This window comes from Hymenobacter sp. B81 (assembly GCF_044628455.1).
Classification (GTDB): Bacteria; Bacteroidota; Bacteroidia; order Cytophagales; family Hymenobacteraceae; genus Solirubrum.
In genome coordinates, this window is the sequence record NZ_JBIYZW010000001.1 from 2,068,753 (window position 1) to 2,091,229 (window position 22,477).

Here is a 22,477-nt window from a genome sequence, read left to right on the forward strand (position 1 = left end):
GAGTCGCGCACTCAGGCATCCTCCTGGTCATCGTCGTCGAGGGAATCGAATACACGGTCGAGGGTGGCTTCGGCGGTGCGCAGGCGCTGCTTGCAGAAACGAATCAGGTCGGCGGCGCGCTGGGCGCTGGCAGTCAGCTCGTCCACGTCCACGTTCTCGGTTTCGAGGCGGCGCAGCAGGGTTTCCAGCTCCGCAATGGCGTCGCGGTAGGTTTGGTCGGCGGGTAGTTCGGGCATAACGGGTTCTAGGAGTGCGGGGCGGCGTCGGCGGTCAGGTCGACCACCTGCACCGGCAGCGGGCCGGCGGGCAATTGCAGCAGCAGCAGGGTACCGGCCGGCGAATCGGGGCCGACGGGGTGCAGGCTGTCGGTGCGCACGTAGCCGCGCTGGTTCAGGGTCTGCGGGTCGAGGGCGGCGTGGCGGGTAGCGGCGGCGGCTAGCGCCAACGCCAGCCGGGCCGTGGCGCGCACCGCGGCCACCTCCAGCTGGTAGCGCTGGCGCAGCAAGGCCTCGCGGCGGCGCTGGTGCAGGGCGCGCAGCCGGCGCAGCACGTCCCGCTCCTGCCGTCGCAGCTGGCGGCGCTGCTGCGCGGCACAGTGGCGGGCGGCCCGGTACAGGTGCTGCTGCTGGCTGCTCAGGCTGCGGGCCGCCCGCTGCAAACCCTGGCGGGGCAGCTCACCGGCGCGGCGCAGGCGCTGCCGCAGGTGGCTTTGCTCGTCGGCCAGCTGGTGCCGGCCCAGCTGCACCAGCTGCCGGCCCTGGCGGCCGAGCGCGGCACCGTGCTCGGCCAGCTGGGTTAGGCTCAGCTCGTGCAGACGGGCGCCGTAGCCGTCGAAAGCGGCTTCGAGGCGGGCTAGGCGCTCGACCAGGAAAATAGCCACGGCGGTGGGCGTTTTCAGCGCGGTGTGGGCCGTCAGGTCCACCACCGCCTCGTCGCGGTCGTGGCCGATGCCGGTGAGTACGGGCAGGGGAAAAGCGCCCACGGCGGCAGCCAGCCCGAAGTCGTCGAAGCACAGCAAATCGGTGCGGGCGCCGCCGCCGCGGATGATGACGACCGCGTCGAAGGCCCGGCGCTGGCGGCGAATCTGGTCGAGGGCAGCCAGCAGACTGGCTGGGGCTTCCTGGCCCTGCATCTGAGCCGGGAACAGCGCCACCTCAAAGGCGTAGGGCGCTTCTTCGAGCTGGCGCACGAAATCCTGCCAGCCGGCGGCGGTGGCCGATGACACCACGGCCAGCCGCTGCGGGGCCAACGCCAGCGGCAGCCGCTTGTTGCGCTGCAGCAGGTCCTGGGCTTCGAGGCGGGCAATGGTGTCGGCGCGCTGCCGGGCCAGCTCGCCTACGGTGTAGCTGGCGTCGAGGGCCACCACGTCGAGGCTCAGGCCGTACTGCTCGTGGAAGCGCACCTGGCAGCGGGCCAGCACCCGCATACCAGCGCGCAGCGTCTGGCCGGTTTGCTGCTCGAAGTGGGGCAGCAGCACTTCGAAGCGGTTGCGCCAGATGGTGGCCCGCACCTGGGTGCGCAGCTCGATGCCGCCGGGGCCGCTGGTCGGATCGGTGAGGGTGAGGTAGCAGTGCCCGGCGCCAAAGCGCGGCAAAGTCAGCTCGGCAATTTCGGCCGTTACCCAGTAGGCGTCGTCGAAGGACGTGGCCAGCACCTCGCGCACGCGCCGCAGCAGCTCGGCCAGCGGCAGCGGAGCCGCGTCGAACAGCGGAGCGGAGGCGGAAGGACGACGAGCGGGACGGGGAGCCATGCAACCGGCAAGATACGCATTCGGCCGGCCGCGGCGGCGGCCGAATCAGTGAATTCAACGAACCCCGGAGGCCCGGGGGCCGTACACGGGCTTCGTTAGCCGCATTTGATTCCCACTCCGCTCTTTTCCACTTCCAACACCCTAAACCTTATTTCCATGGGCTTCTTTGAAGGCAAACTCAACACGCTCGAAGACCTCTTTGCCGAGCAACTGAAAGACTTGTACAGCGCCGAAACCCAGCTGGTGAAAGCGCTGCCCCAGATGGCCGGCGAGGCCCGCGACCCGCGCCTGCGCCAGGCATTTGAAATGCACCTGCAGGAAACCCAGAACCAGGTAGCCCGGCTCGAGCAGATCGGCCGCGGCCTGAACATCGACCTGAACGGGCACACCTGCAAGGCTATGCAGGGCCTAGTGGCCGAGGGCAAGGAAACCATCAGCGAAGACGCCACCGACGAGGTGAAGGACGCCGCCCTGATCGTGGCCTCGCAACGCATCGAGCACTACGAAATTTCGGGCTACGGCTCGGCCCGCCACTTTGCCGAGCGCCTCGGCCACTCCGAAGCCGCCTCCCTGCTGGCCCAAACCCTGCAGGAAGAGCAGCTGGCCGACACCAAGCTCAACGACCTGGCCAAAGGCTATATCAATCAGCGGGCTATGTAAACCGGCCCGCCGGTCGACTGCCTTTTTCCTAAAAAGCCTGCAACGCGCAGGCTTTTTTCGTGTCGGTTGGACTTCCCGCCGCGCCGCCACCCGGTCCACCCAACTTTTCCCGGCCGGCGGGTGTTAACCGACTTCGGCTACGCTACGCGCCCCAGCCGCTGTTTTTTTGCCCACTACCCTCCCCCACTCCATGCCCCAGACTGAGTCGCGACCCGACGCGCCGGAAGTATACCAGGATTATTCGCCCGAAGAGCCGCGCCGCGGCGGGGCCTGGCGCTGGTGGCTGCTGGCCGCGGCCGTGGTAGCCGCGCTGGCTTTCGTCAAAATCAAGTTTTTCCCCGCTCCTTCGGCCGATGGCGGCAAGGGCGGCGGCAAAGGAGGCCCGGGCGCCGCCGGCGCCAAGGGCGGCCCGGCCGGGGGCGGAGCCGCCTTGCCCGCGCGCATCTTCGTGGTGCAGCCTACCCGCCTGACCGACGCCGTGGCCGCTACCGGCTCGGTGCTGGCCGACGAGCAGGTGACCGTGCGCAGCGAAATCAACGGGCGCATCACCAGCCTCAACTTCAAGGAAGGACAGCCCGTGAGCAAGGGCCAGTTGCTGCTCACCATCAACGCCGACGAACTGCAGGCCCAGCTGCAGCGCCTGCAGTACAACCTGAAGCTGTTCCGCGACCAGGAAAAGCGCCAGCGCACCCTGCTCGAGAAGGAGTACATCAGCCAGCAGGAGTACGAGCAAACCAACAACCAGGTGCTCACGGCCCAGGCCGACTTGCAGCTGCTGCGCGCCAGCCTGGCCAAGGCCTACATCCGCGCTCCGTTCAGCGGCGTGGTGGGGCTGCGCTCGGTGTCGGTGGGGGGCTACGTGACGCCCAACACGCCCATTACCACGCTCTCGCGCATCTCGCCCGTGAAGGTTGACTTTGCCGTGCCGGGCCGCTACGCCAACGCCGTGAAGGTGGGCGACAAGGTGATGGTGCTCGACGAGGCCACCAGCAAGAAGTACGAGGCCAGCATCTACGCCATCAACCCGCAGATCGACGCGGCCTCGCGCACGCTCTCGGTGCGGGCCGTGTACCCTAACCGTCAGCAGGAGCTGCGCCCCGGCGCCTTCGTGCGGGTGAACCTGAACATCGGCCAGGTGGAGGAAGCCCTGCAGATTCCCACCGAGGCCGTGTCGCCCGAGGCCAGCGGCTACCGCGTGTACAAGCTGGTGAATGGCAAAGCCCAGCCGCAGAACGTGAAAATCGGCATCCGCTCCGAAACGCTGCTGCAGATTACCGAGGGCCTGGCCGCCGGCGACACCATCCTGCGCACCGGCATTCTGCAGGTGAAGCCGGGCGACCGGATCAAGATCCAACCGTAGCGCTGTGCTGAAGCGGGTCCCGCCGGGAGGCCGCCGTGCGAAACCGAAATCGAACCACCACCCATGAGTTTATCCTCCACCAGTATTAACCGGCCGGTGCTGGCCATCGTGATGAGCCTGGTCATCACCTTGTTCGGCGTCATCGGCTACCGCTACCTCTCGGTGCGCGAGTACCCCAGCGTGGACCCGCCGATTATTACCGTGTCGGCCAACTACACCGGCGCCTCGGCCGACGTGATTCAGAGCCAGGTGACCGAGCAGCTTGAGGAAGCCCTCAACGGCATCCAGGGCATCAAAAACCTGACTTCCACCTCGCGCGACGGCCGCGCTACCATCACGGTGGAGTTTGAACTGGAAGCCGATCTGGAGGCCGCCGCCAACGACGTGCGTGACAAGGTATCGGGAGTACAGGGCCGCCTGCCGCGCGACATGGACCCGCCCACCGTGCAGAAGGCCAACGCCGACTCGCAGCCCATCGTCATTACCTACCTGGGCTCCGACAAGCGCAGCCTGCTGGAGCTGACCGACTACGCCAACAACACGCTGAAGGAGCGCCTGCAGACGATTCCGGGCGTGTCGGAAATTCGCGTGTACGGCGAGCGGCGCTACTCCATGCGCCTGTGGCTGGACCCGGTGCGCCTGACCGCCCTGCGCGTGAGCCCCACGGAAGTGCAGCAGGCCCTGGTGCGCGAAAACGTGGAGTTGCCCTCGGGCGCCGTGCAGGGCACCAACACCCAGCTCACGCTGCGTACCATGGGCCGCCTCTCGTCGGAAAAGGACTTCAACGACCTGATCCTGCGCCGCGACTCCACGTCGCTCATCCGCATGTCGGACGTGGGCTACGCCGAGCTGTACCCCGAAAACGACCAGACCCTGTTTCGCGTGAACGGCCAGCCGATGGTGGCCCTGGCCGTGGTGCCGCAGCCGGGCTCCAACCAGGTGGAAATTGCCGACGAGTTCAACAAGCGCCTCGAGCAGTACCAGCGCGACCTGCCCAAGGACCTGAAGCTGCAGAAGGCCATCGACAACTCCATCTTCATTCGCAACTCGCTGAATGAAGTGCGCGACACCATCGTGGAGGCCTTTATCCTGGTGGTGGTCATCATCTTCCTGTTTTTGCGCGACTGGCGCTCCACCCTCATTCCGGTGGTGGCCATTCCGGTGTCGTTGATCGGTATCTTCTTCGTGATGTACCTGATGAACTTCTCCATCAACGTGCTCACCATGCTCGGCATCGTACTGGCCATTGGCCTGGTGGTCGACGATGCCATTGTGGTGCTGGAGAACATCTATACCCGCATCGAGGCGGGCGAGGAGCCCATGGAGGCGGCCCAGAAGGGCTCGGCCGAAATCTTTTTCGCTATCGTTTCGACCACGGTGGTGCTGGCGGCGGTATTTCTGCCGGTGGTGTTCCTGGAGGGCATCACGGGCCGCCTGTTCCGCGAGTTCGGCATTGTGGTGGCCGGCTCGGTGCTGATTTCGGCCTTCGTGTCGCTCACGCTCACGCCCATGATGTGCTCCCGCCTGCTCAAGCGCCCGGTGGGGGAACACGGCCACAGCTGGTTCTACCGCAAAACCGAGCCCTTCTTCGTGGCGCTGACCAACGGCTACAAGAACAGCCTCGAGTCCTTCCTGCGCGCCCGCCTGTGGTCCTGGGTTATCGTGTTGGGCACGTTGGGCGGTACCTACTACTTCTTCCAGGTCATTCCCTCGGAGCTGGCCCCGGTGGAAGACCGCAGCCGCATCAACGTCAACGCCACGGCTCCGGAAGGCGCCTCGTTTGAGTTCATGGATCAGTACATCACCCAGCTCACCAAGCTGGCCATCGACTCGGCGGGCAGCGACCTGAACAGCGTGTTCACCGTGACCTCGCCGGGCTTCGGCGGCGGCGGCGGCACCAACTCCGGCTTTGCCCGGGTGCTGCTGACCGATGCCGACCAGCGCGACCGGACGCAGGCGCAGGTTTCCGATGCCCTCAGCGCCGGGGTGAAAAAACTGACCGCTGCCCGGACCTCCATTTCGCAGGACCAGAGCATCGGCGGCGGCGGGGGCGGTCTGCCGGTGCAGTTTGTGGTGCAAACCCAGGACTTCGAGAAGCTGCGGACCGCGGTGCCCAAGTTTCTGGCCGCCGCCCAGGCCGACCCGACCTTCCAGTTCGTGGACGTAAACCTGAAGTTCAACAAGCCGGAGCTGCGCGTAAACATCGACCGCGAAAAGGCCCAGAGCCTGGGCGTATCGGTGCAGGACATTTCGCAAACCCTGCAGGCGGGCCTCTCGGGCCAGCGCTACGGCTACTTCATCCGCGAAGGCAAGCAGTACCAGATCATCGGGCAGGTGCGCCGCGACGACCGCAGCCAGCCGCTGGACGTGCGCCTGCTGTCGGTGAAAAACAACCGCGGCGAGCAGGTGCAGCTCGACAACGTGATTCGGCTGAGCGAAAGCAGCACCCCGCCGCAGCTGTTCCGCTTCAACCGCTACAACTCGGCCACCTTCTCGGCCTCGCTGGCCAAGGGCAAAACCCTGGGCGAAGGCATTGCGGCCATGCAGGCCATTGCCGACAAAACCCTGGACGAGACCTACAGCACCGAACTCTCGGGCCCCTCGCGCGACTTTCAGGACAGCTCGTCCTCGCTGATTTTCGCCTTTGGCCTGGCGCTGCTGCTGATTTACCTCACGCTGGCGGCCCAGTTCGAGAGCTTCAAGGACCCGGCCATCATCATGGTGACGGTGCCGCTGGCGTTGGCCGGCGCGCTGCTGAGCCTCTGGTACTTCAACCAGACGCTCAACATCTTCTCCCAGATCGGGGTGATCATGCTCATCGGCCTGGTCACCAAAAACGGCATCCTCATCGTGGAGTTTGCCAACCAGCGCATCGAGCAGGGTGCCTCGTTTATGGAAGGCCTGATTGAGGCCTCGGCCACCCGCTTCCGCCCCATCCTGATGACCTCGCTGTGCGCCATTCTGGGCATTCTGCCCATTGCCCTGGCCACCGGCGCGGGCGCGCTCAGCCGCCGGGCCATGGGCATCGGCGTGGTGGGCGGGCTGCTGTTCTCCACCATCCTGACCCTCTACATCGTGCCGGTGATGTACTCGTACTTCGCCACGGCCAAAAAGCACGGCAAGGGCCAGGCCCAGCCCGCGCCCGAGGTCGATACGACCAAGCACGTAGCGGCTTAATTCGTTGTCCAGCCCCCGTCTCCACAGGGCGAGGGGCTGGGTAGCGCGGGCGGTGGCAGCACCCTCGTGGAACAAGTACCGCGAAGCTGCCCGGCCCCCATCCCCTTGCCTGCCCCCGGGCAGGTGCTCCTTCCAACCTGCGACCTTTCGACGTGCGTTTTTCCCTTAGCTCTTCCCTTCTACTCGCTACCCTGCTGCTGCCGGCGGTGGTGCTGGCCCAGCAGCCCGCGACCAAGCCCGACCCCGGCGCCCAGCTCGAGCAGCCCCGCACCGTTCCGGCCGGCCCGCTGCTGAGCCTGGAAGAGGCCGTGCGCATCGGCCTCGAAAACAACTACGGCATTCGGCTGGCCCAGCGCGACGAGCTGATTGCCCGCAACAACGTGACCCGCGGCAACGCCGGCCAGCTGCCTGCTGTGAACGGCAACTTCGTGCGCAACTACACCATCAACAACGTGCGCCAGCAGTCGTCGGCGCGGCCCGACCCGAGCATTGCCTCGGGGGCCCGCTCCAACCAGCTCAACGCCAACGTGGCCCTGACCTGGACGGTATTCGACGGCCTGGGCATGTTCATTGCCCACGACCGGCTGCGCACCCTGGAGAGCCAGCAGCAGCAGGTGACGCGCGCCACCGTGGAGCAAACCGTGGCTGCCATCACCGACGCCTACTTTGCCGTGGTGCGCGAGTCGGGCAAGATCCGCGCCTTCGAGGAAGCCCTCAAGATCGGCCAGGCCCGCATCGACCTCACGCAGGCGCAGGTGAACGTGGGCGTGGCCGCCAAGGTGGAGCTGCTCACGGCCCAGGTCGATTTCAACGCCGACCGCTCGGCCCTTATTCAGCAGCAGGAGCTGCTGGCCACGGCCAAGGTGAACCTGAACAACCTGCTCAGCCGCCCGCCCGCCACCGACCTCTCGCCCGCCGACTCCATCGTGGTGAACCGCGCCCTGGCCAAGGACGCCGTGGTGCAGGGCATTGTGCAGCGCAACCCCGAGCTGCAGCAGGCCCGCCTGGGCATTGAGGTAGCCGACTACGACCGCCGCCTGATAACGGCCTCGCGCTTTCCGCAGGTGGGCCTCACCGGCGGCTACGGCCTCAACCGCAACGTGAACGGCGCCGCCTTCTTCGGCAGTGCGCTGGTAACCAACACCGGCCGCACCCAGGGCTTCAACTACGGCGTGGTGGCCTCGGTGCCCATCTTCGACGGCTTCAACCGCCGCCGCCTCGAGCAGAACGCCCGCATCAACATCGAGCAAAGCCGCCTGGTGCTCGACCAAACCCAGCTCGACCTCAGCGCCCAGGCCGAGCAGGCCTACCTGCAGTACCGGAACCGCCTGCAGCTGCTGGAGCTGGAAGAAGCCAACATCCGCCTGGCCCGCCAGAACGTGGCCATTGCCCTGGAGCGCTACCGCCTGGGTTTGCTCACGCCCTTGGTGCTGCGCGAGGCCCAGCGCACCCAGCTCGATGCCGAAAACCGCCTGCTCGACATCCGTTTCCTGGCCAAGCAGGCCGAAACCGTGCTGCGCCGCCTCAGCGGGGAGCTAGTGCAGCAAGCCCCCGCGGCCCCGTAGGCTCCCCACCTGCTGTTCCGAAACCCTCGGTCCGGCTGCCTCCCCGCTCGGGAAGCCAGCCGGACCGAGGGTTTTGTATGGGTACCCCTTGCTGGCCCGGGCCAGTCCCAGTTACGAAGCCTTTTGTGGCTCAACCCACAAAACTTGCAGCAGGACTATATTAATATTGCGCTGAACAATAACCCTTCGCTCAGCCTGCCTCTATGAAACAACTTTACTGTATCGGCTGCCTAATGATTCTGCTGATCGGGACCGGCCGCCTGCACGCTCAAACCTACATCATGCCCACCTCGGGCTCGGCCATGGTTACCGCCTGTGGCGGCACCATCACCGATCCGGGCGGCCCCAGTGGCAACTATGGCAACAACGCGGACGGCCTGCAGGTACTGCGCCCGACCACCTCGGCGCGCCGGGTGAGCCTCACCTTCTCCCAGGTGCAGCTGGAAACCTGCTGCGACTTCCTCCGGATATACGACGGCTCCTCAACCAGTGCCCCCTTGCTGGCCACCATCAGCAACATGGCCAATACGGGCATACCCTACACCGCCACCAACGCCGAGGGCACGCTCACGCTCCGTTTCACCTCCGACAATTCCATCAGCCGTGCGGGTTGGGTGGCCGCGCTCAGCTGCGTGCTGCTGCCCGGCGCCACGGCCGGCAACGTGGGGGTGGGTACCAGCGCGCCCGAGGAAAAGCTGCAGGTAGCAGGCATCGTGTACAGCACCCAGGGCGGGGTGCGCTTCCCCGACGGCACGCTGCAACCCACGGCCGCCACCGACGTGCAGCAGCTCAGCATCACGGGCTCCACCATCAGCCTCACCAACGGCGGCTCGGTGACGGTACCCGGCGACCACCTGGGCAACCACACCGCCACCCAGAACGTGGGCCTCAACGGCAACTGGCTCAGCAACAACGGTGGCGCCCGGGGCCTACGCATCACCAACGGCGGGCAGGTGGGCATCGGCACGGCCAGCCCGGACCGGCCCCTCACCGTGCAGGGCACCGGCACCAACCACGAGTTGATTTCCCTGCGCACTACCGCCGGCACCACGCGCTGGCACTGGAACCTGGCCGGCGACGGGCTGAACCTGGCCGAAACCGGCGTATCCGACAGCCGGCTGTACGTGGAGCCCGGCGGGCAGGTGGGCATTGGCACCAGCACCCCCGAGCGCACCCTCGACGTGAACGGCACGGCCCGCGTGGCCAGCGACCTGACGGTGACCGGCAACGTGGGCATGGGCTACACCCTGGTAACGGCCAACGACAACATGGCCGGCAACTCGCGCTCGGTCTGGACGCTGCCCTGCCCCGCGGGCATGCGCGTGCTGGGTGGCGGCGGCGGCCACCGCGACTGGAACTCGGCCGCCAGCGACATCGTGGTCAACTACTCCGGCCCCCACCCCGACGCCCCCGAAACCCAGTGGCGCGTCATCGTCACCAACAACAGCGGCAGCAGCCGCGCCACGCGCTACTACTGCATCTGCGCCCGTATGGCGCCCTAAAGGCCGGCAATGCTGTTGCCGATCCGTGAACAGGTTCCGGCGTCGGGCCGGGGCTCAACTCAAGGCTCCTGAGTTGGCGGCAGCTTCGGGCACCGGCTCCCGGATTTCCTGCGTTGCCCCAGCCCCCCCGCTAAGCGCAGCGGACTGGTCGGTGGTACGGTTTCCGGTCCCGAGGTTTCCAGTGGCTACTTGCCTTAGCTGGTAGGTAGACCGCTTAGCCCCAGTTCCCACCCTCCGAATAGGACGAAACAAGCTTGTCATTTGCTTTTACCCCGGCTGCGCTGCTAGTTTTGGTAGTCCGCTGCGCCGCCGTTCCGGGGGTACAGTCCACTCTACCTGCTGCATGAAACACGCTTACTCCCTGCGCCCGCTGCTGCTGGCCCTGCTGGGCCTGCCCCTCGCGGCCCTGGCCCAAACGCCCGGCTCGGTGGGCATTGGCACCACCACGCCCAACCCCCGGGCTGCTCTCGATCTGTCGGCCACCGACAAGGGCCTGCTGATTCCGCGCCTGAGCGAGGCCCAGCGCACGGCCATGAGCAGCGTGCCCGACGGGCTAATGGTGTTTCAGACCGACGGGCCGGCGCCGGGCTTCTGGTACTACTTCGGCGGGCAGTGGAACGCCATTCCCAACCAACACACGGCGGCCGTAACGGCCGGCAACGGCCTGAGCAAAACCGGCAACGAGCTGCAGCTGGGCGGCACGCTCACCCAGCCCACCGCCGTGGCAGCCGGTGCCCAACCGCTCACGATAACTTCCACGGCCACCGACTACAACACCAACCTCGTTACGGAGGATGCGAACTACGGCGGAGCAATTACCGGCCAACTCACAGCCTCGACGGTCTGGCAGAGCTTCACCGTGCAGCAGTCGGGAGGGCTGTACCGGGCCTTTATCCAACCGGGGGTAGGCAGCAGCACCGGCACCCAGCAGTACCGCCTCGAACTGCTGCAGGGCAGCGGCACCAGCGGCGCCGTGCTGCGCAGCGTCGTCACTGCCAGCGCGGCCGGCAGCGCCATTTCGGCGCAGTTCACCACGCCGCTCCCCGTAGTAGCCGGCGAGGTATATACCCTTCGGGTGCAGCGCCTGGCGGGCAGCGGCCTGCCCACCTTCCCCTACGCCGACGCCAACCCCTACCCCGAAGGCACGTCCTCGATTGGCCCCGACAGCGACCTGCGCTTCAGCACGTTCATTGTGCAGCCCGCGGCGCCCACCACGACTCTGAGCGTGAACCGCGCCCGGGTGGGCATCGGCACCGGCTCGCCCCAGGCCGACCTGCACGTGGCCGGCCTGAGCGGCCTCTCCAACGTGCGCTTTTCGAGCCTGGGCGGCAACGGCGCGGGCCTGGTGGGCACCGACAACAACGGCGGCCTGAGCCGCCAGGACTACCCCCAGCTGAGCAAAAGCGGCAACACCATTGCCCTCACCAACGGCGGCTCGGTGCCCGACTCGGACCAGCAGACGCTCTCCATCAGCGGCTCCACCATCAGCATTTCGGGCGTGAGCGGCGCGGGCAGCGCGGTGACGGTGCCCGGCGACAACCTGGGCAACCACTCGGCTACCCAGAACCTGGCCCTGAATAACCGCGAGCTGCTGCTGCGCACCGCCGGCGACGCCGACCACGGCCTGGGCTACTACGGCACCACCCGCACGCTCTGGCAGAACACCCACATCAACGGGCCGGTGCTCTACGGCTTCAACGGCGGCGCGCTGGGCTCGAACGTGGACGGCACCCAGGGCACGGCCCTGCGCTGGACCAGCCAGGGCCGGGTGGGCATCGGCACCTTCACCCCCGAAACGGCGCTGGACGTGGTGGGCGACACCCGCGTAACGGGCACGCTGCGCACCAACACCGCCGACGGCGACAAGCTGTACTTCACGACCCAGGCCAACGGCTCGAAGCTGGCCCACACCACCAACTGGAGTCTCGACTACCACGGCGGGCCCGGCAACGTGGCGGGCGCCACCGGCCAGCACCGCTTTTTCACCACTGCCGACCAGGCCTGGCAGGAGCGCATGCGCATCGCCGCCAACGGCCGGGTGGGCATCGGCACCACCACGCCCCAGCAGCTGCTCGACGTGGCCGGCACGGCCCGCGCCCAAACGTTTCAGCTGGCCCCGCCCCCCAGCGACCTGGCGCCCAGCATTACGGCCCGCACCGTGCCCGACGGCCAGGACGCGGCCACCGAGCGCAGCGAGCTGATTCTGTTCCACGGCAACGACGGCAGCAACGGCTTCGGCCCCGACCTGATTACGCTGCGCGCCCCGGCCCTGCGCCTGCAGACCTACAATTCGTCGGCCGTCAACGACATCGACAACGCTGCCGGCTCCAACACCCGCCTCTACGTGGCCCCCGCCGGCCAGGTGGGCATCGGCACCACCACGCCCCAGGCTCAGCTCGACGTCAACGGCTCGGTGCGCCTGGGCCCGCAGGGCTCGGTGTTCCGCAACCTGCAAACCGGCAGTGCCTCCTTCAACGGCTGCAGTACCAGCACCTGCTCCTACCTCATCACCTTTCCCACGCCCTTCACCAGCACGCCCCTGGTGCAGCTGACGGTCAACTCCCAGCCCAATACCGACTACTGGGACACCTTCGCCGTAACCGCCCGCTCGGTTTCGCCCACGCAGGTGGTCGTCAACATCCGGCGCGTGGACGAAAACGCCAGCTGGGCCCAGGTCCTGCGCGTGGTGTGGATGGCCTGGGAGCAGTAAGCCTGCCCCACGCCCCTTCCCCAAACCAAGCGCCCCGGCTTTCCACTTGCGGAAGCCGGGGCGCTTGGTTTGGGGGCGGAAGCCGGAATCAGGCCTTGCGGGGCAGCTTTTTCACCCAGGCGGCCACGGCTTTCTGGAAAGCCTCGGGCTCTTCCACGAAGGGCACGTGGCCGGTCTGCATCTGCACCACCTGCTGACGGGGAAAGCGGAAAGCCTTGTAGTGGTCGACGCCGATGCAGTAGTCGGTTTTGCCGGTCATCACCAGCACGGGCGCCTTGATCTGGGGCGTGAGGGCGGTGAAGTCCTTCTGGTAGTCGGCAATGCCCATGGCGTACTGGCCAAATTCGTTGCCGGTGTGGGGGTTGCTCTTGTCGGCATCTTCCACCCGCTGAAAGCCCGCGTCGGTGGTATACTGCAACTTGCGCCACGTGCCGTGCTGGTTGAAGTGCTGCACCATCATGCCGAAGCGTTCCTGCACCGGCTTGGTCTGGTCGAGGTAGGGCGCGCGGTCCATGGCCGGCACGAAGTCGAAGCCGCTTACAATCATGCTCTGCATGGACGCGGGCAAATTCAGGGTGCACTCAATCAGGGCCAGGCCGCGCACCCGCTGGGGGTAGCGGGCGGCGTACTCGGTGGCAATGGTGCCGCCAAAGGAATGGGCCATCAGCACCCACGACTCCAGGCCCAAATGCTGGCGCAGCTCTTCCAGGTCCTGCACCATACGATCGAGGGAGTAGTCGTGCCGGGGGTCGTTGTGGGAGCGGCCGCTGCCGCGCTGGTCGGTCCAGATCATCTGGAGCTGGCCGTTGAGGGCGGGACCGGCCAGCTGCTCGGGCATGCCGCTCCAGGCGCCCGGCCCGCCGTGCACGAATACGCAGGGCTGGCCCTGGCCGGTAACGGAGGCAAACAACTGCACGCCGTCGGAAGTGGTGAAGGTGCGGGGGCCGTTGGCGAGGCCGGGCTTGGGGCCGGCGGCCAGCAGCAGGGGGCACAGCAGCAGGGCCCACACCAGGGCCGTGCGCAGCCGAAACGCGAAACGCATAACGATGGAAAAAAGGAAAGGGGAAACAGTAGCGCAAAGATGGCCGGTGCCCGTCAACCGTTGTCTGCCCGCCCGCCGGCGCCCCTAACCGCGTCGTTGTCACGCCGAAAAAAGGCGCGCCCTACTCCTTACCCGACCACCCCCGCAACTGCTGCAAAGCCTCCTGGGTTTGGGCGCGGGTGCGGGCTTCTTTCTCGTCCTCGTCGCGGGGCTCTTTGGGCTGGCCCGCAAAAAAGGCCAGGATGTTTTGCTGCACGCCCGGCTCCACCGAGGCGAACTTGTCGTCGGCCAGCTTGCGCAGCCACTCGCCGTAGGTTTCGTCGGCCAGGGCGTAGTGGCCGGCCTTGGTGGGCTCCCCGGTGTCGAAATCGGTGTTGGGCAGGCGGGGCAGCTGGCCGGGCGCGGTCTGTTGCTTTACCAGCTCGCAGTAGCGGCGCAGCACGGTGCGGAAGCTGCTGCGGAACAGGGCCTGGGCTTCGGGCGTGGGCACGGTGAAGGCGTAGGGCTTGAGCGGGCCGATTTTGGGCAGCACGCGAATGACGCCGCTGAGCAGGCGCGCGCCCAGCCCGGGTTTCTGGTAGGCCCCGCCAAACTCGCGGCGGTACTGGCGCGGGTGGTAGTGGTACACGTAGTCGCGGCGGCGCACGGCGGGGCTGAGCTGGCGGATTTCGTCGCCCTTGGCCCGCCAGGCGGCGCGCGTGGCAGTGGGAATCAGCTGGCTGATGACGAAGCGGTAGGAGCCGATGCTCAGGTCCACGTTGGCAATGGCCTGGCCCAGCTTCAGCCCGTAGGTTTTCAGAAAGGCCCGTTCCAGCACCGGCTTGCTCACCTCGAAGCCGATGGCGCGGTGGTAGTCGTCGGAGCGGTAGCGGCCGGCGGCCACCTGCACCACGTCGAAGGCAAACTCCAGCTGGGTGTGCTGCGCGGGCGCTTCCTCGTAGGTAATGACGGGACCGAACTGCGCTTTCAGATCGGGATACACCGAGGCCATGGCGCGGTTGGTGCCCTCGGGGTGGCCGTTGCTGTCGGCCGAGTAGTGAGCCAGCGCCCCCAGGGCAAAGGCGTACTCGTTGCGGTCGTGGGCCTCGTCGAGCAGGGCGCGCACAAAGTCGCCGCTACGCACGTAGTGGGTGAGATTGGTAAACAGCTTGGAGCCGAAGGGGTAGAAGCCCATGTCCTGAATGATGGCCCCGCCGTAGGCGTAGGACTTGGCCGCGGCCAGGTCCTCGGGGGAGCCCCCGGGAAAGCGGCGCTGCAGGGTGGGCAGCAGGCAGGCTTCCCAGGTGGAGTCGACGTTGGCCATGTGCGTGAGCACGGAGTAGCCGGAAGCGGAAAACGGCGCGGCCAGCAGCAGCACCAAAAGCAAACGAAACATGCGGCGGGTGAGGCCCATCGAGGCCCCGCTGCCGCAACGGCAAACCAGCCGCCCGCGTTGCCGTAACGCACCCCAGCCCCTGCCCCGCTGCCATGTCCCACGACGCGCCCGCCCGCTCCAGCCGCCTGCCTTTGTTTGTCTCGCTCGGCATTCTGCTGCCCCTGGTGGGCGCCTACTTTCTGTGGCCGGCGTTCCAGGAGGGCGTGCAGCAGGGCTGGGCCGTGCTGCGCACCGGCGACCAGGCCAAGGTGGCGGCCTGGTTCCGGCAGTTCGGCTACTGGGGGCCGGTGCTGCTGGTGGTGGCCATGGTGGCGCAGATGTTTCTGGTCGTCATCAACAACGCCCTGCTGATTCTGGTGGCCGTGCTGGCCTACGGGCCGTGGTGGGGCGGGCTGCTGGCCTGGGTGGGCGTGCTCACGGCCTCCAGCATCGGTTACTGGATCGGGCGGGCGCTGGGCGAAGGCTTCGTGGGGCGGCTGCTGGGCCGCAAAAGCCAGCGCAAAGTCACCGGCTTCGTCGAAGACTACGGCATGGGCGCGGTGGCCCTGGCCCGGCTCACGCCCATCATCTCCAACGACGCCATCAGCTTCGTGGCTGGGGTGGCACGCATGGGCTACCTGCGCTTTATCGGCGTGACGGCGGCGGCCATTCTGCCCCTCATTGGCCTGCTGGCTTACCTGGGCCAGGACAGTGGGCGCCTGAAAACCGGACTGCTGTGGGTGTCGGGCGTGGGGCTGCTCTTGTTCGGCGGCTACGTGTGGTGGGACCGGCGCCGCAAGCGCAAGTAGCTGGTTGACCCGGAAACAGACCGGCCCGACGAGCACACGCTCATCGGGCCGGGGAAATCAGTTAGCCAGCTGGCTTAGGCGGCCGCCTGGGCCTCGAAGCCGGCGTCTTCCACCGCGGCCACCACCGCGGCAGCGGTCAGCTCGTCGGTGTTTACGGTCAGAATCTTGTCGGGCGAGTTGGTGTCGACCTGCCAGTTGCCGGCGCCGACTACCTCGTTGAGCGTGGGCGTAACGGCCTTGATGCAGCCGCCGCAGTTGATGTTGGTTTTGAAGCGTAGGGTTGACATAAGCGTAGGGCCAAGCGGGCTTCGAAAGCCCGGAGTACATTGCAAAGTTACGTCCCGCACCCGCCGGCCGATTAACAGAATTCGGACCGGCCGCTTACATAATTGCCGGCTTGCGCCCGCCCGGCCGTGGCGGCTAAGCAGCTTTTTCCAGGTCCATGCCGCACACCGGGCACTTGCCGGGCTGGGTGCTCTGGCTGCCCTCGCAGCGCATGGGGCACACGTAGCTGGTGGTGCCGGTGTTGGTCTGGTCGCCGGTGCCGCCCTCGGTAGCGGGGCGCGACACCTCGTCGGCGGGCTGCTGAATGCGGGCCGAGTCGGCGGTGGCTTCGGTGGGCGGCGGGGTGGTGGCGTTGTCGGCGGGCTGGCTGTTGCAGGCGCCCAGCAGGCCGCTGCTCAGCAGCAGGGCAACGAGAAGAAGGCGGGGAGTACGCATAAGAGCGAAAAGCATCGTGGAGTGAGTTGCAAACTTCCGAAAAACCAACGGGGATTGACGCCGGCCCGGCCCCAATCCCCGCTTCTAAGCTCGTGGCGGCTGGCTAGGCCTTCTTTTTCCACTTGATGCCGCAGCCCACTGCCTTGGTCGCGGTGGTCGACACGGGCCGGCCGGCCATCAGCTCGGTCAGGGCCTGCTCCACGTAGCGGGCGGTGGCCGCCTTGCCGTCCTCGGTGTTGTTGTCGATGGCGCCGATGTAGGCCACTTTCAGGTCGGCACCGGCACGCTGCAGCACGTACACGTGGGGCGTGCGGGTGGCGCCGTAGGTGCGGGCTACCTCCTGGGTTTCGTCGAGCAGGTAGGCGAAGGGGTACTTTTTGCTGCTGGCGCGCTTCTGCATCTCGGCGAAGGAGTCGCCCGGCGTCACCTGCGGATCATTGGGGTTGATGGCCACCACGGGGTAGCCCTGGCCAGCGTACTTGCGGTGCAGGTCGATGATGCGCTGCTCGTAGGCCTGGGCGTAGGGGCAGGTGTTGCAGGTGAACACCAGGATGTAGCCCTTCGCCGCCTTGTTATCGGCCAGCGACACCGTTTTGCCGTCCACGTTTTTCAGCTTGAAGTCGGCGGCCTGGTCGCCCACCTGCAGGCCGCCTTCGAGTGGCCGGAAAAAACTGCTGAGCGAAGTCAGCACGGCCACCAGGGCCAGCAGCAGAACCTTGTTTTTCATGGTGTTCGGGTTGAAAAAGGTGAAAACAAAAACTCGGGTGCGCCCGCCTAATGGCCAAAGGCCCGCAGCTCGGTTTCCAGCTCGGCCTGCGTGAGGGGCCGTTCGAAGGCCTTGCGCTGCCCGCGGGCGGGGTTGATGAGCAAGGTAAACGGCAATGCCCCCGACCAGCCGGGGTCGATGCGGTCGATGTAGGCGTTGGGGTCGGTTTCGTTGAGCAGCCACACCGCCGAGGCCAGCTGGTGGCGCTGCACGAAGGGCCGCACTTTCTTGTCGAGCTGCGAGGCAAAATCTAGGCTAATGAGCACCACGCGCACCTTCTGGCCGGCATGAGCGGCGCGCACCCGCTCGAAGTGCGGCAGCTCCTGCACGCAGGGCCCGCACCAGGTTGCCCAGAAGTTGAGCACGTAGGTCGTGTCGGACCGGCCGCGTAGCAGCTGCTCCACGGCGGGCAACTTCACCACCCGCACCTGCTGGGCCGCGGCCGGCCCGGCCAGCAAGAGCAGCACCAGTAAGATTTTCAAGCCGTTGTTCATGGAAGTGGGTTGCGCCCGGGGCGGCCGCCCGCCCCGGCATGCAAGGGACGAGGCCGGGCCGCCCGGGCTGCACGTAAGGTAGCACGCCCCTTGATTTCCGCGGCCTTCGCCGGAGCTGAACATGCGCTATTCGCAGGCGACGCCTTGAAAACCGCGGCGGCCACCCGCACTCGGCCGGCCCACAGCCCGGTAAGTTGAACCGGGCCGCAAACCTCGGGGGCGGGTCGGTAGTTCACCACCACGGCCCCAGAGTTGGCGGCCGCTCCCACCCCACTCCTTCTTGTCTACTATGACTACTTCCCCTAAACGGTGGTTTATCACCGGCGTCAGCACCGGGTTTGGCGCCGCGCTGGCCGCGCTGCTGCTCGAGAAAGGCGACTTCGTGGCCGCTACCTTCCGCCAGGCCGAACAGGCCGATGCATTCACCCGGAAAGCTGGCGCCAACGGCATCGGCTTGGTGTGCGACGTGACCGACGAGGCGCAGGTGCAGCAGGCCGTGGCCGCCGCCATCGAGGCGTTGGGCTACCTTGATGTGGTAGTAAACAACGCGGGCTACGGCTCTTTGGGCAGCATCGAGGAAATCGACGCGGCCGAGGTGCGGCGGCAGTTCGAGGTAAACGTATTCGGGCCCCTGCACGTGCTGCGGGCCGTGCTGCCCCACCTGCGCCCGCGCCGCAGCGGCCACGTCATCAACATCACCAGCATCGGCGGGCTCAAGACCTTCCCCGGCGTGGGCGTGTACAACGCCAGCAAGTTTGCCCTCGAAGCCATCGGCGAAAGCCTGGCCCAGCAGGTAGGCCCGCTGGGCATCCGCGTTACCAACATCGAGCCCAGCGGCTTCCGCACCGACTGGGCCGGCCGCTCGGCCTCGGTGGTCACCACCAGCATCGACGACTACCAGGCTACGGTGGGCGAAAACCTGAAGGGCATTCAGGGCTACAGCGGCCGCCAGCCCGGCGACCCGCAGCGCGCCGCCCAGATCATGTACGAGCTCGTGCGCCAGGAAAACCCGCCCCTGCACCTGCCCCTGGGCAAAGCTGCCGTGAAAGGGGCCCGCGAAAAGTTTGCCGCCCTGGTGCAGGAGCTGGAAAGCGTGGCCGCGCTCGGTGACTCCGCCGATTTTCCGGCCTAACCGCAGTTTTATCTACGCGCCTGCAAAGCCCGCTTCCTACCCCGGAAGCGGGCTTTTTGCGGGCTTCAGACCTGCATTGCCGCCCGCGGCACCGGGGCTGCCCGTTGCTTGCCGCCGGCCGTAGCGGGCGGGCTCTAGCTTAAGTTCAATATTTGCCGCATCTTTATATTTACTTTCCTTTTTGCGGCATTCCCTACCCGTGCTTTTTACTATTATCAGCTCCTGCATGCACCCCTGGGGCGGCAGCGAAGAACTGTGGGCCGAGGCGGCCCTGAGCCTTCGCGCGGCCGGGCACCGGGTGGCGGTGTTCAAAACCGCCTTCGACGCGGCGCACCCGCGCGTGCAGCAGCTGCGGGCCGCGGGCTGCACCGTGGTTGGAATGCCGGCTTACCCGCCCTTTTACCAGCGCGTGCTGAACCGGGCCTTGCCCACCCACCGGAAGTGGCCGGCGGAAGCCGGGCAGCTGCGCGAGCTGCGGCGCCACCTGCGCCGCGAACGGCCGCACTTGATAGTAGTGGCCCAGGGCTCCAACTTTGATGGACTGGTGTTTGCCGATTTCTGCCGCCGGATGAATCAGCCCTACGTGATGCTGGCCCAGAAAGCGGCCGAGGTGTACTTTCCGCCCCGGCTGCAGCGCGAGCAGGCCCGCCAGGCTTACCGGGTCGCCCGCCACTGCTTCTTCGTGTCGCGCCACAACCTGGAGCTGACCCAGCACCAGCTGGGCATGGCCCTGGAGCAGGCCAGCGTGGTGCGCAACCCTTTCAACGTACCCTACTCCGCCGAGCAGCCCTGGCCCGCGCCGCAGCCCGAACTGCAGCTGGCCTGCGTGGCCCGGCTGGAAGTGTTCGACAAGGGCCAGGACGCGCTGCTGCAGGTACTGGGCCTGCCCAAGTGGCGGCAGCGCAACCTGCACGTGAGCTTTTTCGGCCGCGGCGGCGACGAGCTGGCTTTGCGGGAAATGGCCGAGCTGCTGGGCCTGACCGGGCGCGTGACCTGGGCCGGGCAGGTGCCCGACGTAACCGCCGTATGGGCCCGGCACCACGTCCTGGTGCTGCCTTCACGCTACGAAGGCCTGCCGCTGGCGTTGGTTGAGGCCATGCTCTGCGGCCGCCCGGCCGTGGCCACGGCCGCCGGCGGCACGGCCGAGCTGCTGCGCGACAACGAAACGGGCTTTCTGGCCGCCGCCGCCACGCCCGCGGCCCTCGACGAGGCGCTGGAACGAGCCTGGGCACGGCAGGCCGATTGGCCCGCCCTGGGCCGCGCCGCCGCCGCCCACGCCCGCCGCGAGGTGCCGCCGCAGCCCGGCGCGCAGTTTAGTCAGCAGCTGCTTCAGCTGGTTTAGCCACCCAATCCCCAGGCAATTGCCGCCATCTTCCCCACCGTTCATCTATGATTAAAACCTGTACATGCAGGCGGGCCTAGCTTCCATCATCATCCCGACGTACAACCGGGCCCACCTGGTAGTCGATGCCATCCGCAGCGCCCTGGCGCAGGATTATCCGCACAAGCAGATCATCGTGGTCGACGACGGCTCGACGGATGACACGCGCCGGGTGGTCAGTGCCTTTCCGCAGGTGGAGTATGAGTACCAGGCCAACGCCGGGCAGGCCGCGGCGCGCAACGCCGGGCTGCGCCGCAGCCGGGGCGAATACGTGACCACGCTCGACTCGGACGACATCTGGGACCCGGGCTTCCTGAGCGCGGGCATAGCCCAGCTGCAGCAGCATGGGGTGAACCTAGGGTTTCTGAACTGGCGCACCAGCGGCGGCCCCAACGGCCTGGAAATCTTCTGCAACCTGACCTCGGCCCGGCGGCGCTACCTCACCCAGCCCGCCGGCGACTGGTGGCTGCTGAGCGCGGCCCAGACGCGGCGCCTGATGCTGGAAACCTGCCCGGCCCCGTCGTCGGCCCTGATTGTGCGGCGCAGCGCCATGGGCAGCGGCTGGAACGAGCAGATGCGCATTGCCGACGACTGGTGCCTGCTGCTGGACCTCGTACTGCACCAGCCCACGCCCGCCGTGTTCACCCTCACCCCGCACTGGCTCAAGCAGGTGCACGGCCAGAACATCTACGACGGGCGCGACTACCAGGCCGTGGCCGAGGAGCTGAGCCTGCACGACGAGCCCCTGCTGCTGCAGCGCTACCGCCAGCACCTGCGCTGGCACGAGAAAATCATGTTTCAGCAGCGGCAGGCCCAGCACCTGCTCAACTACGCCTACAGCAGCTACAAGCAGCAGCGCAAAACCCTGCTGCTGCGCTACCTGGTCAAGGCCTTCCGCGCCGCACCGTTCACGACCAGCTACCGCATCGTGTACGAAGTGTACAGCTACGCCAAAAGCTACCCCCGCTCCGCGTGAAGCAGCCGTCGCACTTTGCTGCCCGCCACGGCCAGCAGCGCCCCCCACACGGCCAGCCGTTGCCAGCTGTGCAAGCCAAACAGCAGCGCGTGCAACCCCAGCACTCCCCCGTCGGCCGGGTGGCGCAGCGTCAGCGTGAGCAGCAGGGCCAGCGGGTAGTACACCTCGTAGTACTCGTTGAGCAGAATCGGCCGGCCGGGCTGGGGCTCGGCCACTACCACCGGCTGCTGCCACACGCGGGTGCGCAGCCCGACCAGCACGCCGTAGAGCAGCAGCGCCAGGAAGGCCAGGCCCAGCCCGCCCAGGTACAGCAGCGCCGCCAGCCCCCCGGCTTCGACCAGCAAGCCCACCCGGGCCAGCTGGCGGCCGGCCCGCCGGCCCCGGCGTACCACGAAGGTGTTTACCCGCGCCTGCGTGTCGGCGTCGGCGTCGCCCAGCTGGTGCCACAGAATGTTGCGCACCCCGCAGCCCAGGGCCCAGGCGCCCACGGCCGCCAGCCAGGCCGCCGTTGGTTCAGCGCCGGCCCAGGTGCTTACCAGCACTGCCGTGAGCAGTTGCGGAAATCCGTGGGCCCCGGCCGCATCGGCCAGCAGGCCCCAGGCGCCGCGCACTTTCAGCCGCAACGGGGGCAGCGAGTACAAGGAGTAGGCCACCCAGGCGCCCAGGTACAGCAGCGCGGCCAGCCGACTCAGCTGCCAGAACCAGCTGCCAAACGCCAGCCCGGCCGCCAGGCAGCCCAGCAGCGCCGCCACTACCCGCCCCGCGGGTTGCCCGGCCAGCCGGTTGGCCTTGCCGGCAGCCTGGTCCTGAGCCCGGTCGGTCCAGTCGTTGAGCAAACTCACGTAGGTGGCGCCCACCGTCAGGGCCAGCAGCAGCAGCAGCAGGCGGGGCAGCACGGGCAGCAGCGGCGCCCGCAGGCTGGCCGCCGTGGCGTAGGCCGTGGCTAGAATCGGGGCAAACTTATATGCCCACCACTCGCTGGCGCGGGACATCTGCCACAGGGTGTAGGCTGCTCGCTGCCGGGCTGCGGGCTGGGCCCGCGCCGTTTCATTCACCATAATTTCTTTGGGCCAGCCACT

19 protein-coding genes are annotated in these 22,477 nt (G+C 67.3%); 10 read left to right on the top strand and 9 right to left on the bottom strand.

From position 1 onward, the window contains the following. Positions 1–11: 11 nt before the first annotated feature. Together xseB and xseA are read right to left on the bottom strand one after the other, a co-directional pair. Positions 12–236 carry an exodeoxyribonuclease VII small subunit gene (xseB, locus tag ACE191_RS09120; RefSeq protein WP_400191890.1) on the bottom strand — a complete coding sequence of 75 codons (225 nt, stop codon included), beginning with the start codon at positions 234–236 and terminating at the stop codon, positions 12–14. 8 nt (positions 237–244) lie between these two features. Then, positions 245–1,750 (bottom strand): exodeoxyribonuclease VII large subunit, encoded by a 1,506-nt coding sequence (xseA, locus tag ACE191_RS09125; protein ID WP_400191891.1) that lies wholly within the window; start codon positions 1,748–1,750, stop codon positions 245–247. A gap of 156 nt (positions 1,751–1,906) precedes the next feature. On the opposite strand from xseA, the gene ACE191_RS09130 reads away from it, so the two are divergent. From ACE191_RS09130 to ACE191_RS09155, 6 genes are all read left to right on the top strand, one after another. Next, positions 1,907–2,410, top strand: coding sequence for a ferritin-like domain-containing protein (locus ACE191_RS09130; RefSeq protein ID WP_400191892.1), 504 nt, complete (start codon positions 1,907–1,909; stop codon positions 2,408–2,410). A 190-nt stretch (positions 2,411–2,600) separates the two neighbouring features. Next, complete coding sequence (locus ACE191_RS09135; protein WP_400191893.1) at positions 2,601–3,770, top strand: efflux RND transporter periplasmic adaptor subunit; 1,170 nt, start codon at positions 2,601–2,603, stop codon at positions 3,768–3,770. 63 nt (positions 3,771–3,833) lie between these two features. Beyond that, positions 3,834–6,947 carry an efflux RND transporter permease subunit gene (locus tag ACE191_RS09140; protein WP_400191894.1) on the top strand — a complete coding sequence of 1,038 codons (3,114 nt, stop codon included), beginning with the start codon at positions 3,834–3,836 and terminating at the stop codon, positions 6,945–6,947. A 152-nt stretch (positions 6,948–7,099) separates the two neighbouring features. Next, positions 7,100–8,512, top strand: coding sequence for a TolC family protein (locus ACE191_RS09145; protein WP_400191895.1), 1,413 nt, complete (start codon positions 7,100–7,102; stop codon positions 8,510–8,512). 203 nt (positions 8,513–8,715) lie between these two features. After that, entirely contained in the window at positions 8,716–10,014 is a 1,299-nt protein-coding gene (locus ACE191_RS09150; RefSeq protein ID WP_400191896.1) for a CUB domain-containing protein, read from the top strand. A gap of 343 nt (positions 10,015–10,357) precedes the next feature. Continuing rightward, positions 10,358–12,724, top strand: coding sequence for a hypothetical protein (locus ACE191_RS09155; RefSeq protein WP_400191897.1), 2,367 nt, complete (start codon positions 10,358–10,360; stop codon positions 12,722–12,724). An 88-nt stretch (positions 12,725–12,812) separates the two neighbouring features. On the opposite strand, the gene ACE191_RS09160 is transcribed toward ACE191_RS09155, so the two are convergent. Together ACE191_RS09160 and ACE191_RS09165 are read right to left on the bottom strand one after the other, a co-directional pair. Continuing rightward, entirely contained in the window at positions 12,813–13,766 is a 954-nt protein-coding gene (locus ACE191_RS09160) for an alpha/beta fold hydrolase (RefSeq protein WP_400191898.1), read from the bottom strand. 121 nt (positions 13,767–13,887) lie between these two features. Then, a complete protein-coding gene (locus ACE191_RS09165; protein WP_400191899.1) occupies positions 13,888–15,141 on the bottom strand; it encodes a zinc dependent phospholipase C family protein in 1,254 nt (417 codons plus the stop codon). A 92-nt stretch (positions 15,142–15,233) separates the two neighbouring features. Here ACE191_RS09165 and ACE191_RS09170 point away from each other — a divergent pair, with 92 nt between their 5' ends. After that, complete coding sequence (locus ACE191_RS09170) at positions 15,234–15,929, top strand: TVP38/TMEM64 family protein (protein ID WP_400191900.1); 696 nt, start codon at positions 15,234–15,236, stop codon at positions 15,927–15,929. Between the two features lie 74 nt (positions 15,930–16,003). On the opposite strand, the gene ACE191_RS09175 is transcribed toward ACE191_RS09170, so the two are convergent. The 4 genes from ACE191_RS09175 to ACE191_RS09190 form a co-directional block, all read right to left on the bottom strand. Continuing rightward, positions 16,004–16,216 carry a heavy-metal-associated domain-containing protein gene (locus ACE191_RS09175; RefSeq protein WP_400191901.1) on the bottom strand — a complete coding sequence of 71 codons (213 nt, stop codon included), beginning with the start codon at positions 16,214–16,216 and terminating at the stop codon, positions 16,004–16,006. Positions 16,217–16,349: 133 nt separating this feature from the next. Continuing rightward, entirely contained in the window at positions 16,350–16,649 is a 300-nt protein-coding gene (locus tag ACE191_RS09180; protein WP_400191902.1) for a heavy metal-binding domain-containing protein, read from the bottom strand. 103 nt (positions 16,650–16,752) lie between these two features. Further along, positions 16,753–17,376 carry a thioredoxin family protein gene (locus ACE191_RS09185; protein WP_400191903.1) on the bottom strand — a complete coding sequence of 208 codons (624 nt, stop codon included), beginning with the start codon at positions 17,374–17,376 and terminating at the stop codon, positions 16,753–16,755. A gap of 47 nt (positions 17,377–17,423) precedes the next feature. After that, positions 17,424–17,909, bottom strand: a complete 486-nt coding sequence (locus ACE191_RS09190) for a TlpA disulfide reductase family protein (protein WP_400191904.1) — start codon at positions 17,907–17,909, stop codon at positions 17,424–17,426. Between the two features lie 289 nt (positions 17,910–18,198). Between ACE191_RS09190 and ACE191_RS09195 the strand changes: the two genes are divergently transcribed. From ACE191_RS09195 to ACE191_RS09205, 3 genes are all read left to right on the top strand, one after another. Next, positions 18,199–19,041 (top strand): oxidoreductase, encoded by an 843-nt coding sequence (locus ACE191_RS09195; protein WP_400191905.1) that lies wholly within the window; start codon positions 18,199–18,201, stop codon positions 19,039–19,041. Between the two features lie 199 nt (positions 19,042–19,240). Continuing rightward, positions 19,241–20,383, top strand: coding sequence for a glycosyltransferase family 4 protein (locus ACE191_RS09200; protein WP_400191906.1), 1,143 nt, complete (start codon positions 19,241–19,243; stop codon positions 20,381–20,383). Between the two features lie 64 nt (positions 20,384–20,447). Further along, the gene (locus ACE191_RS09205; RefSeq protein ID WP_400191907.1) at positions 20,448–21,398 is read left to right on the top strand and encodes a glycosyltransferase family 2 protein; all 951 of its coding nucleotides are present in this window, start codon (positions 20,448–20,450) and stop codon (positions 21,396–21,398) included. Here the strand turns inward: ACE191_RS09205 and ACE191_RS09210 are convergent. Continuing rightward, positions 21,380–22,456: a UbiA family prenyltransferase gene (locus ACE191_RS09210; protein WP_400191908.1), complete on the bottom strand. Its 1,077-nt coding sequence runs from the start codon at positions 22,454–22,456 to the stop codon at positions 21,380–21,382. The genes ACE191_RS09205 and ACE191_RS09210 overlap by 19 nt on opposite strands. Positions 22,457–22,477 lie beyond the last annotated feature (21 nt).

What these genes read in the sequence shown, in the direction of transcription:
- xseB (WP_400191890.1), bottom strand. Translation starts at nt 236, where the DNA reads ATGCCCGAACTACCCGCCGACCAAACCTACCGCGACGCCATTGCGGAG.
- xseA (WP_400191891.1), bottom strand. Translation starts at nt 1,750, where the DNA reads ATGGCTCCCCGTCCCGCTCGTCGTCCTTCCGCCTCCGCTCCGCTGTTC.
- ACE191_RS09130 (WP_400191892.1), top strand. Translation starts at nt 1,907, where the DNA reads ATGGGCTTCTTTGAAGGCAAACTCAACACGCTCGAAGACCTCTTTGCC.
- ACE191_RS09135 (WP_400191893.1), top strand. Translation starts at nt 2,601, where the DNA reads ATGCCCCAGACTGAGTCGCGACCCGACGCGCCGGAAGTATACCAGGAT.
- ACE191_RS09140 (WP_400191894.1), top strand. Translation starts at nt 3,834, where the DNA reads ATGAGTTTATCCTCCACCAGTATTAACCGGCCGGTGCTGGCCATCGTG.
- ACE191_RS09150 (WP_400191896.1), top strand. Translation starts at nt 8,716, where the DNA reads ATGAAACAACTTTACTGTATCGGCTGCCTAATGATTCTGCTGATCGGG.
- ACE191_RS09155 (WP_400191897.1), top strand. Translation starts at nt 10,358, where the DNA reads ATGAAACACGCTTACTCCCTGCGCCCGCTGCTGCTGGCCCTGCTGGGC.
- ACE191_RS09160 (WP_400191898.1), bottom strand. Translation starts at nt 13,766, where the DNA reads ATGCGTTTCGCGTTTCGGCTGCGCACGGCCCTGGTGTGGGCCCTGCTG.
- ACE191_RS09165 (WP_400191899.1), bottom strand. Translation starts at nt 15,141, where the DNA reads ATGTTTCGTTTGCTTTTGGTGCTGCTGCTGGCCGCGCCGTTTTCCGCT.
- ACE191_RS09170 (WP_400191900.1), top strand. Translation starts at nt 15,234, where the DNA reads ATGTCCCACGACGCGCCCGCCCGCTCCAGCCGCCTGCCTTTGTTTGTC.
- ACE191_RS09175 (WP_400191901.1), bottom strand. Translation starts at nt 16,216, where the DNA reads ATGTCAACCCTACGCTTCAAAACCAACATCAACTGCGGCGGCTGCATC.
- ACE191_RS09180 (WP_400191902.1), bottom strand. Translation starts at nt 16,649, where the DNA reads ATGCGTACTCCCCGCCTTCTTCTCGTTGCCCTGCTGCTGAGCAGCGGC.
- ACE191_RS09185 (WP_400191903.1), bottom strand. Translation starts at nt 17,376, where the DNA reads ATGAAAAACAAGGTTCTGCTGCTGGCCCTGGTGGCCGTGCTGACTTCG.
- ACE191_RS09190 (WP_400191904.1), bottom strand. Translation starts at nt 17,909, where the DNA reads ATGAACAACGGCTTGAAAATCTTACTGGTGCTGCTCTTGCTGGCCGGG.
- ACE191_RS09195 (WP_400191905.1), top strand. Translation starts at nt 18,199, where the DNA reads ATGACTACTTCCCCTAAACGGTGGTTTATCACCGGCGTCAGCACCGGG.
- ACE191_RS09205 (WP_400191907.1), top strand. Translation starts at nt 20,448, where the DNA reads ATGCAGGCGGGCCTAGCTTCCATCATCATCCCGACGTACAACCGGGCC.
- ACE191_RS09210 (WP_400191908.1), bottom strand. Translation starts at nt 22,456, where the DNA reads ATGGTGAATGAAACGGCGCGGGCCCAGCCCGCAGCCCGGCAGCGAGCA.